Source organism: Maritimibacter sp. DP1N21-5 (assembly GCF_019218295.1).
In the GTDB taxonomy this organism is placed as follows: Bacteria; Pseudomonadota; Alphaproteobacteria; order Rhodobacterales; family Rhodobacteraceae; genus Maritimibacter.
Genome location: NZ_JAHUZF010000003.1, coordinates 498,174 through 512,832 on the forward strand (window position 1 = coordinate 498,174; position 14,659 = coordinate 512,832).

Here is a 14,659-nt window from a genome sequence, read left to right on the forward strand (position 1 = left end):
TGGGCCGCCTTGTGGCAGGACTGGACCGGGGCCGGGTTTCCTCCCGGCCAGTTCTGGCACATCACGCTGCGCGAATACCGCGTGATCATGCAGGGGGCGTCGGCGCGGTTCGATAGGGAACGTGCCCTCGTCCAGTACCAGGCGTGGTTGTCAGGCCAGCTGACCGCCATCGCCACGCATTCGCCGGGATCCTACCCGGCACCCGAGAAGATCATCGACACCGGGAACGGCCGCCGCGCGGCGCAATCCGATGACGAGATCGAGCGCATGATCCGTTTCATGCACACCAGCACAACCGGAGAGATCATCCAATGAAGGCGCTTGTCGGCATGCTGCGCGCTGTCCTGTCGCTTGAGACAGGGGCGTTCGAGAAAGGGGCGGACGCCGCGGCCAAGCGGACAGCCATGCTCCAGCGCAGCATGACCGGCTTCGGGAAGTCGATGCGCAATGTCGGGGCCGGGCTGACGGCCGCGATCACGGCGCCGCTGGCCGGGGTCACGCATGCCGCGACGAAGGCAGCGGATGCGATGATCGACCTCGACAACCAGGCACGGATTGCCGGCGTCGGGATGCAGGAGTTCAAGGTCCTCGCGCTATCGGCCTCCGTCATGGGCATCGAGCAGGAGAAGCTCGCCGACATCCTGAAGGATGTGAACGACAAGGTCGGCGACTTCCTGCAGACCGGCGCCGGTCCGATGGCAGATTTCTTCGAGAACATCGCACCGAAGGTCGGGGTCACGGCAGACCAGTTCCGGTCACTGAACTCGGCCGATGCGCTGCAACTCTATATCTCGAGCCTCGAAAAAGCCGGTGTCAGCCAGCAGGAGATGACCTTCTACATGGAGGCCCTCGCGTCCGATGCGACGGCCCTCATCCCTGTCTTCCGCGATGGCGGTTTTGCCATCGACGAGATGACCAGAGCCGCCTCTGCGATGGGGCTCGCCCTGGATGAGGATGTCGTCGCGGCGGCCCGACTGTCGCGACAGGAGCTCCAGATCGTCGGCGAGATCCTGAGGACGAAGCTGCAGGCGAGCCTCGTTGGACTCATGCCCGTGTTCACCCAGTTCGCCGAAGCGCTGGTGCCTGCCTTCACCTGGCTCACCGACAAGGTGAAGGACCTGTCCCAGTGGTTCCAGGACCTGTCGCCACGGGGGCAGAAGCTCGTCGCGATGAGCACAGCGCTGGCCGCCGCGCTCGGACCGCTGGTGGCCGGGATCGGGCTGACTGTCATGGCGCTCGCTCCCCTGGCTGGTCTCCTGCTCGCGGTCCTGTCTCCCATGGGACTGCTCGTTGCGGGTGCGGCGGTAGCCGGGATCGCGATCGCGCTGAACTGGGACCGCATCCGGGAGGCGACCGCGCGGCTTTTTGCGGCCTTCAGCGAGACCTTTCCGGCCGCCGCGCAGTATGTGCGCGATCTTGTCATGAACGTCGAGCAGGCTTTCGCGGGGATCCAACTGGCGATCACGAACGGGATCACAGCGGTGAAGGCGGCGTTCGATGGGGACTGGGGCACGGCGATCACAGCGGCCAAGACGGCAATCGAAGGCCTCGCATCGTTTGTATTGAACATGAACCCGCTAAAGCCTCTCGTCGACAAGATCGCCTCATCCGCTGTGGAAATGGCAATGGAAGGTCGACGCGCTGCAACAGACTTCACGAAGGAAATAATCGCGGGGCTGCTGCCGGTCGTTCAAGATTCTGTGGCTGTCATCTCGGACCTCGGGGCAGAACTAGCTGCCGAAATAGCGTCGTTCGGTCAGGACCTCTGGAATGCCGCCGTAGACGTCGGCACCAACATCGTGGAGGGCATCAGAACCGGGATCGCGAATATTCGTGAGAAACTTCGTATTGACGTGTCCGAGCTTGCCGACCTCATGCCGAAGTGGATTCGAGACAAGCTGCAAATCAGGTCCCCATCAAAGGTCACCACCGTTATTGGTGGTCAGGTCGTCGAAGGCCTCGTGTCGGGTCTCGAAGGGGGTCAGGGTTCCGTCCGTCGCGCCATCGAAGGCATGTTGACCGGGGTCGAGGACACGGCCGATCAGGCTCAGGTCCTCGAGGACAAGCTCCGTGACGCGGCGCGCGCTGGCGCCGACCTGGGCACGACCGGTGCTGCCGGTGCGCGCGAAATGACCGCGGAGCTGTCCGACGCCGCCCGTGCGGCGCAGACCTATATGGACGGGCTTCGGTCGAGCACGCGCAGCATCGGGACCTCGTTCCTGCAGGATGCGGTGTCGAACCCCGGCTCGATGTTCCAGAACCTCTGGAGCAACATCAAGTCGACGGCAGGGGAGGCCCTTTCGGGCGCGATCTTCAACCCGGCCGGCTTCGGCGCTGGCTTCGCGACGGCGGCGCAGTCGGTGTCTTCCGGGCTGGCCGGGCTCGCCTCGGGTGGCGGGATCGCGGCGCTCGGCACGGCGCTGTCGGGGGCCATGCCCTTCATCGGTGCGGGGATCGCGGCGTTCAACCTGATCAAGAACTTCTCGAAGACCGAGCAGATCGGGACGGGGCTCAAGATCGGGATCGGTGGCGGTCAGGTCCAGGGCTCGTCCTACGATCGTTACAAGCGCACGACCTTCTGGGGCCTGTTCAAGCGCGAGTATGATCAGGACAAGTCGTTTTCCTCGTCGATGCGGAACATGCTGCAGGGTCAGGTCAACGCCGTTCGCAAGACCATCGTCGGTGTCTACGAAACCCTCGGGGTGACCGTGCCCAACTCACTGATGAACCGGGTGCGGATCCAGATCACGAAGATCAAGACCGAGGGGCTCAGCAAGGAAGAGGTCTCCTCGGCCGTCCAGAAGATCTTCGACCGTTACAGCGATGCGCTCAGCAAAGCCGTCGCCAAGATCACCACGGCAGCCGCGCAGGCCCTGTCGGGCGTCCAGATCATCCTCGAGCCGCTCGGCATGGCGTTCGACCTGTTCGGCGGCGTCGCGGGCAAGGCCGGCAAGATCGACCTGAGGCGCTTTGCCTCGGCCGCCCAGTCGCTTACTACGCTCGCCGGCGGTGTCGATGCGCTCGCCACGAAGACCGGCGCGTTCTTCGAGTGGTTCTTCACTGACGAAGAGAAGCTCGATTATATGCGGTCGCGGATTTCCGAGACGTTCGGCAAGCTCGGGCTCGCGATCCCGGAGACCGACACCGCGTTCAAGGACCTGGTCCTCAGTCAGAACCTGATGACCTCGTCGGGGCGGAAGGCCTACGCGGCGCTCATCGAGATCGCGCCGGTCTTCGACCAGGTGACCGATGCGACGGACGCCATGCGGGCGTCGGCGCTGTCGATGCGGGCGGCCTATGGCCTCGACGAGGGGCGGTTCGCCACCAGCTGGCAGGCAAAGCTCGCCCACGAGATGCAGAACGCCGGGCGGTTCACGGCTGACACGCTGGGCGCGCAGAACGCCGAACTGGCCCGCCAGACCGAGATCCTGCTCAGCGTCGAGAAGCTGCTCCTGCGGTCGACCCGCAGTGCCGAGGACGCCCTTTCCATGTCGCAATATAGCTGAGGTAGACGATGTACGTCGGCAAGCCCATCGCCCTCTCACTGGTTTCGGTCAGCGAGGCCGAGGATGATGCTCCCCTTTTCAATCCGGCGACGACCTATGCGCTCGGCGACTTCGTGATCGATGCGGGCGTCGTCTATGTGTCCAGCATCGACGGAAACCTCGGGTTTCAGCCCTCGGAAGAGGTGCAGGAGCTCGAGGGCGCACGGTGGATCACCGTGGGTGCCACGAACATCCGTCGGTTCCTCGATGGCATCCGGTCGTCGCGCACGACGGGGGATACGCCGCTCGTGCTCGAGGTGGAAGCCGTGGATGGTTTCAACTCGATCGGGCTTCTGGGTCTCGAGGCGACCAGGACAACAGTCGAAGTCATTTCAGGAAGTACCGTTCTCGAAACCCGGGAAGTCTTGGCTGGGCCCGTTCCGGTCGACAACTACTGGGACCTGCGAAACACGGTGTTCAATCCAATTCTGCGCCGAAAGGTGCTCCAAGGCATGGCAGGGTTCGCCGGCGCGCGGATACGGGTCACGCTCGAGGGCCCGGCGCCGGCGCTCGGGCTTCTCCTCGCCTGCCGTGCGGTCAAGTTCGGCGACACGCTGTTCGCGCCGACAACGCGGATCCGAAGGAAGACCTTCGCGACCTATTCTACCAGCTTCGGGATCACCAAGGCCACGCGTCGGCCTACGGCCCATGACACCACCTATACCGTGCGCTGCGCACAGGCCGGGTTCCATGGAATCGACCTGATCATGGATGAGATCGATGGGCTCGAGGTGCTGACCTGGGCGACCGAAAACAGGCCTGAGCTCATCAACTACGGTTATCTCAGTCTGGACGAAATGCCGGTCGAGATTCCCAAAGACTACGTCTTTCAAGCCGTCAACGCAGGAGTGATCTGATGCCCTATAGCGCTCTCGAGCCCTATGACACCGAGAACCTACCGGATCCGGAGTCCCCGGCGACCTACCATGAGAACTTCGATGCTCTCGTGACCTGGATCGTTTCCGAACTGGTGCCCAAGTCGAACCTGAATTTCGACTGGCTCGCAGGTGCTATTGGCGGTGATACGGAGACCATTCTCGACGCGCTGGGTACCTTTGCGATCATGCCCATCGGAATGCCGTTCCCCGTCTGGGATCACCTGACCGGAGCGGTTGTTCCGAGCAACGCGGGCACTCAGAAGTTCATCAAGCTGACGGCGGGTCTGACGGGTGCCGGGCAGTTTAACGAGGGCCTTCTGGCCAGCGAGAGCGTTACCGGGTCCGCGCCCTTGGTCGTTGCGACCGCGCAGATCGTCGGAGGTCCGATGACCGGGCAGACCGTGAGCCTGATCAACACCGAGGGCCGCTACATCATCGCGGGCACCACATCCGGTGTCGTGCGCATGGATCAGATGCAGCAGATCACCGGGACACTGCCGGATAACGCGTGGGGCGGGATTTCGGGAGCAAGTGGCGCTTTCTCGCGGGTCGCTGGATCTAACAGCCGGGGCGCGACAGGCTCTGGCGGAGACAACAACCTTTCCTTCAATAGCGCCAACTCCCCGAACGCGAGAACCGGAACCGATACCCACGGCAAGGATATATCAGCGACTTTCTACATGAGGGTCATCTGATGCCCTACGCTATTTCCGGCAAGGTTAGCACCTATGAAATCGCGGGCGGGATCACCATTTCGGACGCTCAGTATGCGGCTGCGCTCGCTGGCATGACCAACGCTGCGGACCCGAAGCAGGTCTCCGTTTCCGGGGGGGTCATGTCTCTGATCACGCCATCGCTGCCCATCACGTCCAGTCTCACAATGCAAGCAGCGACGACGTTGCCGAACATCACCGGAGGGTCCAGACCGCCCGTAAACACCGGGCTGGCGCGTCATCCTGACGGCGGCTGGATTGTGGGCGATGATGGTAGGGTGCAGGGTGGAACTACCTTTGATGCGGGCTTGGTCCACTACAACGATGGCTATGTGCAGCAAAGTCGGACGAGGCTCGCAACGCTGGGCGTGGGGGACAACAAGTTTTCCGTGCAGGGCGTCGCGGTTCACGGTGGCTCAGTTTATGCCGTCGCCAAGGACACGGACGGCACCGGCACTGTCATCATCGAGGTTGAGCTGTCCGACTGGTCCCTAGTGCGGCAGATCGACGTGCCCGACGACACCAATGGCCTCGCCGTTGACTACGACCGGGGGCAATTTCTGACGTTGGATGATGCGGGCGTTCTAAAACGTCGCCCGCTGTCGGATGGAGCGCTGACATACCAATACCCCGCCCTCGGCGTGGGGTCTCCCGATATGCTGCACTACCTCGGCGGCGGCAAGATACTGATCACCTACGGCCCGAACGGAACTTCCGGCCTTGCGCTCGTTGCGGACATTTCCACGGGATCGATCGTCCGCGAGCGCCTGCTTACCATGTCGGGGGCCGACGCCATTGAGGGTGCGGCGGTTCACAACGGCACACTCTACCTGAACAACGACGCGAACTTTCACTACGGCAACCCGGAGCTGAACCGGTTGCTCGAATACGACGTGTCCGGGCTTCTCTGACACCGCGACATGACCACCTCCGAACTCTCGGAATACGCGGCGCTTATCGCGCCGTAGACCCCGAACACCATCGTTTCCCGCATCATCCGGGCGCCCGTCGCGCACCGGTACCAGAGGAGAATTGCAATGCGCCCGATCACCGAGATCATCGTTCACTGCACGGCCACGCGCGCCGACTGGTGGGCATCGAAACCGACCAGCGCGAAGGTGGCCGAGATACGGCGCTGGCACGTCCAAGATCGCGGATGGCGCGACATCGGCTATCACTACCTGATCGACCGGGACGGGACCGTGGCGACCGGCAGGCCGCTCGCGCAGGTTGGTGCGCACACGCAAGGGCACAACACCGGCACCATCGGCATCAGCCTGTTCGGCGGGCATGGTTCGAGCGAGAACGACGCCTTCGAGGAACATTTCACGCCGGAGCAGGACGCTGCGCTGCGCAAGCTGATCGCGGGGCTGAAGTCCGAGTTCGGCATCACGAAAGTGTCCGGGCACAACCAGTATGCCGCGAAGGCCTGCCCGGGCTTCAACGTCCCGCGCTGGCTGGAACGCAAGACGGCGGCCCGTTCGACCGTGGCGCAGTCCAAGACCGTGCAGGCCGGCGCCGCCGGGCTTCTCGCGACCGTGACCACGGGGGCGACCGCCCTCGGCTCGCTCGACCGCACAGCCCAGATCATCGTTGCGACTGCCGTGGTGATCGCCGGGGCGGCGTTCCTGTGGGTCATCCGCGACCGCGTGAAGAAGTGGGCGGCCGGGGTAAAGTGAGCCGCCTGACCTTTATCCTCGCCGCCCTCGGGCTGGCGCTCGCGGCGGCGGCCGGCGGGACCTGGTGGATCCTGTCGCTGCGGCAGGACGTGGCCGATCTCACGCGCGAGCGTGACGCCGCCCTGCGCACGATCGAGGCCCACGAAGAAGCCGCACGGGTCCTCGATGCGCATATCCAGTTCCAGACCGCCGAGCGGCAGCGGTGGGAGCAGATCGCCAAAGACCTCGACAACATGGAGGGAGCCGATGCGCCGCTTTCTGACTATGGCCGCGCTGTTCTTGACCGCGTGCGGTGAGCAGATCCCGGTCGCCCAGCCCATCCCGGCCGAGCTCCTGCGCCCCGAGATCGTCACCTGCCCGCCAGGTGACACGGTTCGCGCTCTCGGCACCTGCGCGATCGCGCTGCGCCGCGGGCTCGACACCGCCAACGACAAACTGACCAGCATCGCGGAGATCCTAAAGAATGATTGATAAAATGCCGCAGGTCCTCGCCGACCTGCCGGATCACGTGAAGGCGCTGATCGTCTCCGGTGCCGCAGGGGCCTTCGTGCGGGCGATCTATGCACCTGAGCATCATTGGCGACGCCGGGTGATCGAGGGCATCGCAGGCGGCGCGAGCGCCGTCTTCCTGGGCGGTGTCGTTGGCCATGTCATCGCGGCCGCGACGGGCGCCGGGGTGTCTTCCTACCTCGCGGCCGGCTTCGTCATGGGGGAGGGCGGGCTCGCGGCCATCCGGGCGTTTCGCCAGCACATCCTGAAGGAGAAGGCGAAATGACCTTGCTCGATCTCTGGAACCATGTCTCGTCGCTGGTGGCGGTCCTCGCGTGCTGGTGGCTGTCCCATCAATACGCGCGAGCTGTCCCGCCCGGACGGGTCCTCGCGGGGTTCCTCGCCTTGCTCGGCATGTCGATCCTCCTGACCATGGTGCAGAGGGTCAACGGCGTTGGGTTCGAGGGGCTGGCCGCGTTCAGCAAGTCCTGCCTCGCCGGGATCCTTATCGCGATCGCGTGGCGGAACTATCGGATCGGGCGAGACAGGTGAGGCGTCCGTCGGTCAGTGAGCGTATGCTACTACGGACAGGACTGACTGATGCTGCGGATCCGTGAATGTCCCGTCCATGTTGAGCTTCACCGGATCACCGTTCCCGAGCACGTAGCGGGTCGCCTCTCCATCTGATTGCTTGATGACGGTCACAGGTCCATCGAAGTCGGAGATGCACTCCAGGATCTGCACGTTGGTCCAGTCTTCGATCATGAGAACCTCCCTTGGTCGATCATCGGCGGGGATGTCCGCCAGTTGTCTTCCTGTCTGTCGTCCACGACACGGGCAATAGGTCCCATATCGCCTCGGAGGACGTCAACCGGCTCCGGAGATGGTCGCGGCTGTGGGCCATTCTTGGCCGACTTCGGGGAATGTCGGTGGTAGGAGTATGCCGGAGCGTGCTAGAGGGTAGGTCCCATCGCGACTGGCCCTGCAAAGGCTCGGGATACCATGCGGCCCGGCGGTGGGGCTGACCGCTGACGTCGGCCTAGCAGTGTGCCTGCACAGGGGCCGTGTCCAAAAAAAGCCATATTTGTTAACTGCTTAGATCATAACTGACTGAAAATTAAGCTTGTTTGTCACGGTGAGCTCTGGTCTAAAGATGCGGCTCAGTGACGTGGGGTCAACGGGATGGACAAACTTCAATCAATCTACGAGCTGCGCAATCTCCTGCGGCAGGTCGAGCGCGAAGCTGGCCTGAGTAATTTGGCTCGGGTCGAGCGCGATGTCCTTCTCGCGGCGCGCAGTCTCTGCCTCGCGAAAGAGAAGATCCTGGTGAAGGATTGCATTCAAAACCATCCCTTGCTGGAACGCGTGGCGCCGGAGGTTGTCCAGCAAGCGATCACGCGACTGTTCGGCCTCGGGCTTCTCGTGCCGGCGGACAAGGGCTACCCCGGTTCTTACGTTGTTCAGTGGGAACTGGTGGAAAGTCTCCCGCGCTTAGGGTAACAAGACCAAAATTTATTCGGTCCACCTAATGCAATATTTCAGCGTCGCTCTCGTCGTGACCTTGGCCTATATCATCGCCCACGGGTTCACGGCCCTCCTGATAACGCCATTCCAGTCCCATTTCCTGCCGGACATCACGACATTCGCGAGCCTCGTCTACCTGCCACATGGGATCCGCGTGCTCGCGACCTGGCTCTTTCGGTGGAAGGCCGTTCCGGCGTTGTTCGTGGGTGCGCTGCTCTCGGAAGTGCTGTTCACGCCCGGCGCTGCTTCGGCGGTCCTGACGCCCGTCATGCTGAAGTCGCTCCTGGTGGGTGCAGCAAGCGCGTTCCTGGCATTCGAGGGTATGCGCCTGTTCGGATACCCGGCCTACGCCAGCTCAAGCCGCCAGATTCACTGGACGCATGTGCTCGTGGCGGGTGTGGTCTCGTCCCTGCTCAATTCAGCCGGGCAGTCGATCGTCTTCTCGACCGAGATCCTGACGAGCAAAGCGCTCGGTGTGTTCGCGATCTATGCGCTGGGGGACATTGTAGGACTGGTGGTCACGACACTCGCTCTCATGCTGGTCTTCCGCTGGGTTCGCCTGAGCAACGGCCGGTCGGTCGGAGGCTGGCACAGCCGGCGCTGATGTTGATCGAGGGGTATGCTGGTCTCGGCCGGCTCCGGAAAGTCTCGGGATACCTTGCGGCTGGAGGCAGGACCGGCTAGGTCCGTGACGTGTGGCGAAAGCTTTGTGCTTCCAACCGCTTAGAAATCCCCGTCGTCTGCGAGATCTAATCCAACTTCGCCGCATAGGCCCGCAAATCGATCATGGGCACGGTAGCGACCGTCTGTAGCCTCGACATCAGTTCCAATAGAAACCGAGTGACGGGCTTCGTTCGTCTGTCAAACAAGTAGACGCCGGCTTCATTTGTCCAAAAGCTCCCCTCATCCGCAACGCAGCCAAGGTCAAGGCGTTCTTCTGCGGGTCCATTTTCGAGATGCCCCGTTAGGGTGTCGCCTAGGGCGGGACTCCATTTTGCGCCAAGGGTCAAAATGCCACCTATGATCGGTGTCAGGGCCTTTGCCTTCTTAGTGCCGTCGATAGTTGGGATCGGGAGCGAGGTTCGGTGCAATCCGCGGACAGAGGCGACCTTATCCTTGGCATACTCGAGGTTTTTCAGGTTCAGATCCTGCTTCGACTCGAACACTGCGTAGACGCTCTCAGCCGGCACAACATGCTTATCTTTGAACGTGAACAAGAGTGGCGTGTACTGACGGTCATGAATGACAACGTCTATTTGATCACTGAATGCGCCATTACTGTCGACCACAGTTGCTTTGATGGCGTGGTATCTGCGAGGTAGGTATTTGTTGAACAGATCAATCCAGATTCCTTCGGTAGCGTCTCCAAGGTCAGTAGGGTGACCGAGGGTTGCTCGCGCACGCTGAAGGTCGGAGCTTACTGAAACACTGAGCTCATCAAGGAGAGCGGGAAGAGACCAGTTCATACTACGATTTGGTTCCAATTGGTGGCTCGCCGTGCAACGGATGCGGCAGAGGCGACTGCTCGTTTCTCCTCCAAGGTAAGTTCTTCCGAGATTACATTGTTTGTGTTGGCGGGATCGATGAAAGTAGCCGTTTCGATGTGGTCACGGATATAGGCAAGTGTTGCCAAGAAATTTTCAGAAAGGTGCCCGACTTTGCGACCTCGGCAGGCTTCGATCGTTGCGAGTTCTAGGTAGAACGAAGGAAACTTAAGCCCTTTTTGATTTCGCCAAGCCTTCACGAGCATTATTTCTTCGGCGCGACCCGAATTGCGAACTGCGTTTATGTGGCTGACTACATTCGTTTGCATCCATGTCTGTGCCTTTCGGCGGTATAGACTGTGGAATTGGCCGCTGGGCGCTTGCCGACGGGCAGGCACAACGTCGACCTCGTAGGGTCCCACTTTGATCCCAATTGATACGTTTTGAGGTCGCGGATTAAAGCCTTCGTTCCGCAGTCGATGGAAAAGTGAACTATAGATCTGCGAGAGACTTTCGGAGACACTGCTCGAAAGAGATGCAAAAATGTCGATGTCAGTGCCTCCATGGATGGCGGTCCCTTTCGCGAATGAGCCACTTGGCTCCATGCTGACTAGGGACCCGCCTGCCCATCGAAGCAGCGCTGGCGCCAATACTTCCTGGACTCCTCGAGCTGGTGAATTGGGCCCTGTGTCCACGCGAATTCTATTAAGGATTTGGCGCAGATAAATGTCAGACACCCTCGTGCTCCCAATTGATAAGTTCCATGCTTCAAGATGTCCTTTAGCCAAGCGTGCGTTCCGCACCAGTCGTAACGCTGATCCGGGAGCCAGACGACCGTCAAACCTTCGTCGATGAGAACTTGGCCTGCCGTACGCCCGTCAGCCAAGCGGAGTTTGACGAGAGGTCGGCCAGAATCGTCGCGCACGCCGCTGTCTTCAATCGCCACGACATTCAGGAGAAGCTCCGAGAGTCGGGCCGCCGACCTTACACCAAAGTCGTGCTCAGCAGGGCACTTGTCGCGAGGAGACAGTTCTGGCGTGTCCACACTGGAAACGTAAGGAGCGCCGTCGCCCAGAAGGCGGAGCAGCTGGCCGTCGCAGCGAACTGTGTCGCCATCGTAGACGAAGAGACTGGCGCAGGTGATTAGCAGGTCTTGCAGGGGTGTCTCCTAAATGATGGTCGAGGGTAGCGCAGAAAGGTTAATAGGTGCTAGAGGGGAGGTCCTATCGCGGATGGCTCTGCAAAGGATCCGGGATACCGTGCGGCCCGGCGGTGGGGCTGGGCCCAGACGAGGCCGTGCAGACGTGAAAGTTCGCGCCATGTCTTCCGAGAAATTCATTTCGAACAAAATCAACGTATTGGGCCAGAACTCCCGCGTTCGGGTCTCGAAATCCGATCTGGGCTGTTGCAATCTCCCTCGACATGAATCATTTAGGTAGCAATACGGCTCGCCCCTCTGTTGCTGATGCACAAGGGTGAGCCTTTTTTGTATTCGAAACCATATTTGACGGTGGAACAGCAGATCGAGCTACTTCGATCTCGTGGCATGGCCATCCAAGATCACGCCAAAGCGTCCGAGTATCTTCAGCGGATAGGGTATTACCGGCTAAGCGCCTACTGGCATCCAATGTGGAAAAGGGACCCCGACACGGGTCGGACCATTGACGAGTTCGTCCAAGGGACAACTTTCAAAGAGGCTACGGACCTATACGCTTTCGACGGCCGGCTGCGCCTGTTGATGCTCGACGCACTTGAGCGGATTGAAGTCTCGCTTCGGACGGAAGTGGCATTGTGCCTTGGCGCGAAAGATCCTTACGCCCATCGAAGTCTGAGTAACTTCGGCCGTGATTTCGCTAGGGCACGCTATCGAGGCGGGGCCACCAAGCATCGGGAATGGCTCAACAGACTGGATGACCGCGCCGCGAGTTCGAAAGATCGTTTTGCGGAGCACTTTCGGACGAAGTATCCAAGCGAGAACATGCCGATCTGGATTGCCGTCGAGCTACTGGATTTTGGGCCGTTGTCTCATCTGATCAGCGGCATGAGCAACAAGGATCTCGCTGCGGTCGGGCGCAGCTACGGCGGCCTGAAGCCGGACCAGGTGAAATCCTGGACCCGCGCACTCGCCTTCACGCGAAATGTATGTGCGCATCATTCCCGCCTCTGGAATAAGCCGCTAGTCAACCAGCCTAGCCTTGCAGGGAACAATATCCCAGGCGATCTGAAGCACATACAGGACCGAGCTGACGCAGGAACGCGCCTTTACTCCATCGCGGCCGTAGCGCGCACGATGCTTCGATCGGCTAATCCAAGAACGAAGTGGGGTGAGCGTTTCGTCTCGCACATTCAGACCTTCCCGGATAGCCCGCGGCTGAGCATCGGGTCAGCAGGTTTTCCGGAAAACTGGATGAAAGAACCTTTATGGGCTTCACGAGACAGCTGACTGTCAAGCTGGTGTCGGGGGCAGAAACTACTTTGCACTTCGCATAGTAACCTATTGACGCATATAGGGGGGAGACTTTACGCCCACGCGGTGTTTCCCCTGCAATATCAACGCCCGGCCTTGTCCTCCCCAGCGCGCCACTTTCCTCAAGATTTTCAATTGAATCAAAGGCTTGAGCCATTGATTGTCTAAGCGTTGGACAGTCTTAGACAATTTGGTTGGGGCGGTCTTTTTCGACATCCGCTGAAACTCCTCTAATACGGCCCAAAAATTTGCTTTGTAGTGGCGCAAAAGCAACGGCCCCACGTCGCAGACGCAGGGCCGTTCATCGTTAAGAAGTCCATGCCGGCTCAATAGAATTGGCCGGTCTCCAGGACCGACGGGGTCGGGATCCGCTTTTGGTCCGCTTCGCGCGTATAGCGCTCGACCTCCTTGAGGCTCTCATGACCGCTCCAAGCGGCGATCTGATGGGTGGTCGCTCCTCGTTCGGCGTGAAGGATCATGCGCAATTTCCTAAGCCCGTGCGCCGTGCGCCCATCCGGCAGGCCCGCCGCTTTGGCCGCCTCCGAGAACCAGGCAGTCGCTGCTTTTGCGGAGCGTTGCTTGCCAGCCTCCGTCTCAAGGAACGTCGCGCCGCGCTGGTTGAACGATGTAAGTGACCGCTTCAGCTCCTCGAGATCACTTCGGACCGCGAAATCAGGCACCTTCCGGTTGAAAGGCACGTGAACCACGCCCCCGGTCTTTTGCTGCTCGAAGCGGAACCAGCCGTCGTGCGTCAGGTTCCGGTCCCCAAGCGCGATGGCGTCGGAGATTCGGCATCCGAACCAGAAACAGAGTTCGAAGGCGAGCAGCTGCTTGGTTCCGTGCGGCCAGTGGGCGCGGAACATCGCGATGTCCTCGAAAGACCATGGTATATGGCCCCGTGTTTGCGGCGTCGGTCTCCGTTTGACGCTGCCCACCGGGTTTCGACTGATGATCTTCCTGTCTAATGCGAAGCTGCAAAGGGGGCTCCAAGTCTTGCGCCGTTCGTTCGCGGGGTTGGTCGGCAACCGATCCATGTCGGCGATGATATGGTCGTCGCGAACGTTGTTCATCAGGACGCGCGCGACCGCACCTTTGTTTTGACGTAAGAGGCGGGAGATGTCGCCCCGGCGCACATCCTGATAGGTCTTGGAGAGGCCAGCGAACAAGGCTGACGTCAGATAGCGCTTCGCAACGTCTCCCACGGAATTCGGCTGCACGACGTTTTCCGGTGGCTGGGCTTTGAGGCCATACTTGGCGTCAAAGTAAGCGTCCATGAAGTCAGGATGATCTTCGGGAAGGTGCGCGGGAAGCCGCGTATTCGATGCGCGGTGGTAGACGTAATTGACGTCGTTCACAGTATAGCGTTTTAGGCCCGGCAGCTTCACTCCGCTGCAACCCCGAACGCCAGATCCGCTTCGCTTGGCTTGTTGTATGGCTCTTGTCCTTTCTCAGGGAGGTCGTCGAACCAGGTGTCGAGAACGCGGACGTCATAGAGGACGTTTCCTTCTGACACTTTGCTTGGCAGCTCGAGACTGCGAAACTTCGTCAGAGAAATGCCCAAGTAGTATGCGGCTGCTTGGGCCTGCATCGATCTTGGGACGAAGGTGTAGGTTCTCGACATGGTTTCGCTGGTCTTGTTTAGGTTCGTCGGGGACGTAGGGAAAAAGCGTGGTGCGACCCAAACGACGAACCGAGAAAAGTTCTCGGCTTTCCGTAAGCTTTTGACATGGTGAGGAATTATCTCAGGTCCGGCGCGATATTCCGCGCCGGATTGATCATCGTGGCGTCAGACCGCCATCAGATCCATGAGCCGGGCCGCATACCACCGTAGTGCGGTGTCGACCTCGCTAACTCGGAGGCTCGGCGAGCCATCCATCGTG

Annotated in this window: 17 protein-coding genes; 13 read left to right on the forward strand and 4 right to left on the reverse strand. The window is 60.8% G+C overall.

The window, feature by feature from the left end; translation table 11 throughout:
* Nucleotides 1-9: 9 nt before the first annotated feature.
* From KJP29_RS04340 to KJP29_RS04385, 10 genes are all read left to right on the forward strand, one after another.
* Nucleotides 10-315 (forward strand): hypothetical protein, encoded by a 306-nt coding sequence (locus KJP29_RS04340; RefSeq protein WP_218462321.1) that lies wholly within the window; start codon nt 10-12, stop codon nt 313-315.
* Entirely contained in the window at nt 312-3,506 is a 3,195-nt protein-coding gene (locus KJP29_RS04345) for a hypothetical protein (protein ID WP_218462322.1), read from the forward strand. The genes KJP29_RS04340 and KJP29_RS04345 overlap by 4 nt, the downstream gene beginning before the upstream one ends.
* An 8-nt stretch (nt 3,507-3,514) precedes the next feature.
* A complete protein-coding gene (locus KJP29_RS04350) occupies nt 3,515-4,402 on the forward strand; it encodes a hypothetical protein (RefSeq protein WP_218462323.1) in 888 nt (295 codons plus the stop codon).
* On the forward strand, nt 4,402-5,118 hold the full coding sequence (locus KJP29_RS04355) for a hypothetical protein (RefSeq protein WP_218462324.1): 717 nt from the start codon (nt 4,402-4,404) through the stop codon (nt 5,116-5,118). The genes KJP29_RS04350 and KJP29_RS04355 overlap by 1 nt, the downstream gene beginning before the upstream one ends.
* Nucleotides 5,118-6,047: a hypothetical protein gene (locus tag KJP29_RS04360; protein ID WP_218462325.1), complete on the forward strand. Its 930-nt coding sequence runs from the start codon at nt 5,118-5,120 to the stop codon at nt 6,045-6,047. Before KJP29_RS04355 ends, KJP29_RS04360 begins: the two co-directional genes overlap by 1 nt.
* A gap of 126 nt (nt 6,048-6,173) precedes the next feature.
* Nucleotides 6,174-6,815 (forward strand): N-acetylmuramoyl-L-alanine amidase, encoded by a 642-nt coding sequence (locus tag KJP29_RS04365; protein ID WP_218462326.1) that lies wholly within the window; start codon nt 6,174-6,176, stop codon nt 6,813-6,815.
* Nucleotides 6,812-7,111, forward strand: a complete 300-nt coding sequence (locus KJP29_RS04370; protein WP_218462327.1) for a hypothetical protein — start codon at nt 6,812-6,814, stop codon at nt 7,109-7,111. Before KJP29_RS04365 ends, KJP29_RS04370 begins: the two co-directional genes overlap by 4 nt.
* Entirely contained in the window at nt 7,062-7,286 is a 225-nt protein-coding gene (locus KJP29_RS04375) for a hypothetical protein (RefSeq protein WP_218462328.1), read from the forward strand. Before KJP29_RS04370 ends, KJP29_RS04375 begins: the two co-directional genes overlap by 50 nt.
* Nucleotides 7,279-7,590, forward strand: a complete 312-nt coding sequence (locus KJP29_RS04380) for a hypothetical protein (protein WP_218462329.1) — start codon at nt 7,279-7,281, stop codon at nt 7,588-7,590. The genes KJP29_RS04375 and KJP29_RS04380 overlap by 8 nt, the downstream gene beginning before the upstream one ends.
* Nucleotides 7,587-7,856, forward strand: a complete 270-nt coding sequence (locus KJP29_RS04385; protein WP_218462330.1) for a hypothetical protein — start codon at nt 7,587-7,589, stop codon at nt 7,854-7,856. Before KJP29_RS04380 ends, KJP29_RS04385 begins: the two co-directional genes overlap by 4 nt.
* Nucleotides 7,857-7,868: 12 nt before the next feature.
* Here KJP29_RS04385 and KJP29_RS04390 read toward each other — a convergent pair whose 3' ends face one another.
* A complete protein-coding gene (locus tag KJP29_RS04390) occupies nt 7,869-8,069 on the reverse strand; it encodes an MHC class I heavy chain (RefSeq protein WP_218462331.1) in 201 nt (66 codons plus the stop codon).
* A gap of 417 nt (nt 8,070-8,486) precedes the next feature.
* On the opposite strand from KJP29_RS04390, the gene KJP29_RS04395 reads away from it, so the two are divergent.
* Entirely contained in the window at nt 8,487-8,804 is a 318-nt protein-coding gene (locus KJP29_RS04395) for a hypothetical protein (protein WP_218462332.1), read from the forward strand.
* A 28-nt stretch (nt 8,805-8,832) separates the two neighbouring features.
* Nucleotides 8,833-9,432 (forward strand): MASE1 domain-containing protein, encoded by a 600-nt coding sequence (locus KJP29_RS04400; protein ID WP_218462333.1) that lies wholly within the window; start codon nt 8,833-8,835, stop codon nt 9,430-9,432.
* A gap of 145 nt (nt 9,433-9,577) precedes the next feature.
* On the opposite strand, the gene KJP29_RS04405 is transcribed toward KJP29_RS04400, so the two are convergent.
* Nucleotides 9,578-10,294, reverse strand: coding sequence for a DUF6602 domain-containing protein (locus KJP29_RS04405; protein ID WP_218462334.1), 717 nt, complete (start codon nt 10,292-10,294; stop codon nt 9,578-9,580).
* Nucleotides 10,291-10,641, reverse strand: a complete 351-nt coding sequence (locus tag KJP29_RS04410; protein ID WP_218462335.1) for a hypothetical protein — start codon at nt 10,639-10,641, stop codon at nt 10,291-10,293. The genes KJP29_RS04405 and KJP29_RS04410 overlap by 4 nt, the downstream gene beginning before the upstream one ends.
* Before the next feature lie 1,217 nt (nt 10,642-11,858).
* Between KJP29_RS04410 and KJP29_RS04415 the strand changes: the two genes are divergently transcribed.
* Nucleotides 11,859-12,755, forward strand: coding sequence for an Abi family protein (locus KJP29_RS04415; RefSeq protein ID WP_218462336.1), 897 nt, complete (start codon nt 11,859-11,861; stop codon nt 12,753-12,755).
* A 350-nt stretch (nt 12,756-13,105) separates the two neighbouring features.
* Here KJP29_RS04415 and KJP29_RS04420 read toward each other — a convergent pair whose 3' ends face one another.
* A complete protein-coding gene (locus KJP29_RS04420) occupies nt 13,106-14,164 on the reverse strand; it encodes a tyrosine-type recombinase/integrase (RefSeq protein WP_218462337.1) in 1,059 nt (352 codons plus the stop codon).
* Nucleotides 14,165-14,659: the final 495 nt, after the last annotated feature.

What these genes read in the sequence shown, in the direction of transcription:
- KJP29_RS04415 (WP_218462336.1), top strand. Translation starts at nt 11,859, where the DNA reads ATGGCCATCCAAGATCACGCCAAAGCGTCCGAGTATCTTCAGCGGATA.
- KJP29_RS04350 (WP_218462323.1), top strand. Translation starts at nt 3,515, where the DNA reads ATGTACGTCGGCAAGCCCATCGCCCTCTCACTGGTTTCGGTCAGCGAG.
- KJP29_RS04410 (WP_218462335.1), bottom strand. Translation starts at nt 10,641, where the DNA reads ATGCAAACGAATGTAGTCAGCCACATAAACGCAGTTCGCAATTCGGGT.
- KJP29_RS04395 (WP_218462332.1), top strand. Translation starts at nt 8,487, where the DNA reads ATGGACAAACTTCAATCAATCTACGAGCTGCGCAATCTCCTGCGGCAG.
- KJP29_RS04360 (WP_218462325.1), top strand. Translation starts at nt 5,118, where the DNA reads ATGCCCTACGCTATTTCCGGCAAGGTTAGCACCTATGAAATCGCGGGC.
- KJP29_RS04375 (WP_218462328.1), top strand. Translation starts at nt 7,062, where the DNA reads ATGCGCCGCTTTCTGACTATGGCCGCGCTGTTCTTGACCGCGTGCGGT.
- KJP29_RS04355 (WP_218462324.1), top strand. Translation starts at nt 4,402, where the DNA reads ATGCCCTATAGCGCTCTCGAGCCCTATGACACCGAGAACCTACCGGAT.
- KJP29_RS04390 (WP_218462331.1), bottom strand. Translation starts at nt 8,069, where the DNA reads ATGATCGAAGACTGGACCAACGTGCAGATCCTGGAGTGCATCTCCGAC.
- KJP29_RS04365 (WP_218462326.1), top strand. Translation starts at nt 6,174, where the DNA reads ATGCGCCCGATCACCGAGATCATCGTTCACTGCACGGCCACGCGCGCC.
- KJP29_RS04345 (WP_218462322.1), top strand. Translation starts at nt 312, where the DNA reads ATGAAGGCGCTTGTCGGCATGCTGCGCGCTGTCCTGTCGCTTGAGACA.
- KJP29_RS04405 (WP_218462334.1), bottom strand. Translation starts at nt 10,294, where the DNA reads ATGAACTGGTCTCTTCCCGCTCTCCTTGATGAGCTCAGTGTTTCAGTA.
- KJP29_RS04380 (WP_218462329.1), top strand. Translation starts at nt 7,279, where the DNA reads ATGATTGATAAAATGCCGCAGGTCCTCGCCGACCTGCCGGATCACGTG.
- KJP29_RS04385 (WP_218462330.1), top strand. Translation starts at nt 7,587, where the DNA reads ATGACCTTGCTCGATCTCTGGAACCATGTCTCGTCGCTGGTGGCGGTC.
- KJP29_RS04400 (WP_218462333.1), top strand. Translation starts at nt 8,833, where the DNA reads ATGCAATATTTCAGCGTCGCTCTCGTCGTGACCTTGGCCTATATCATC.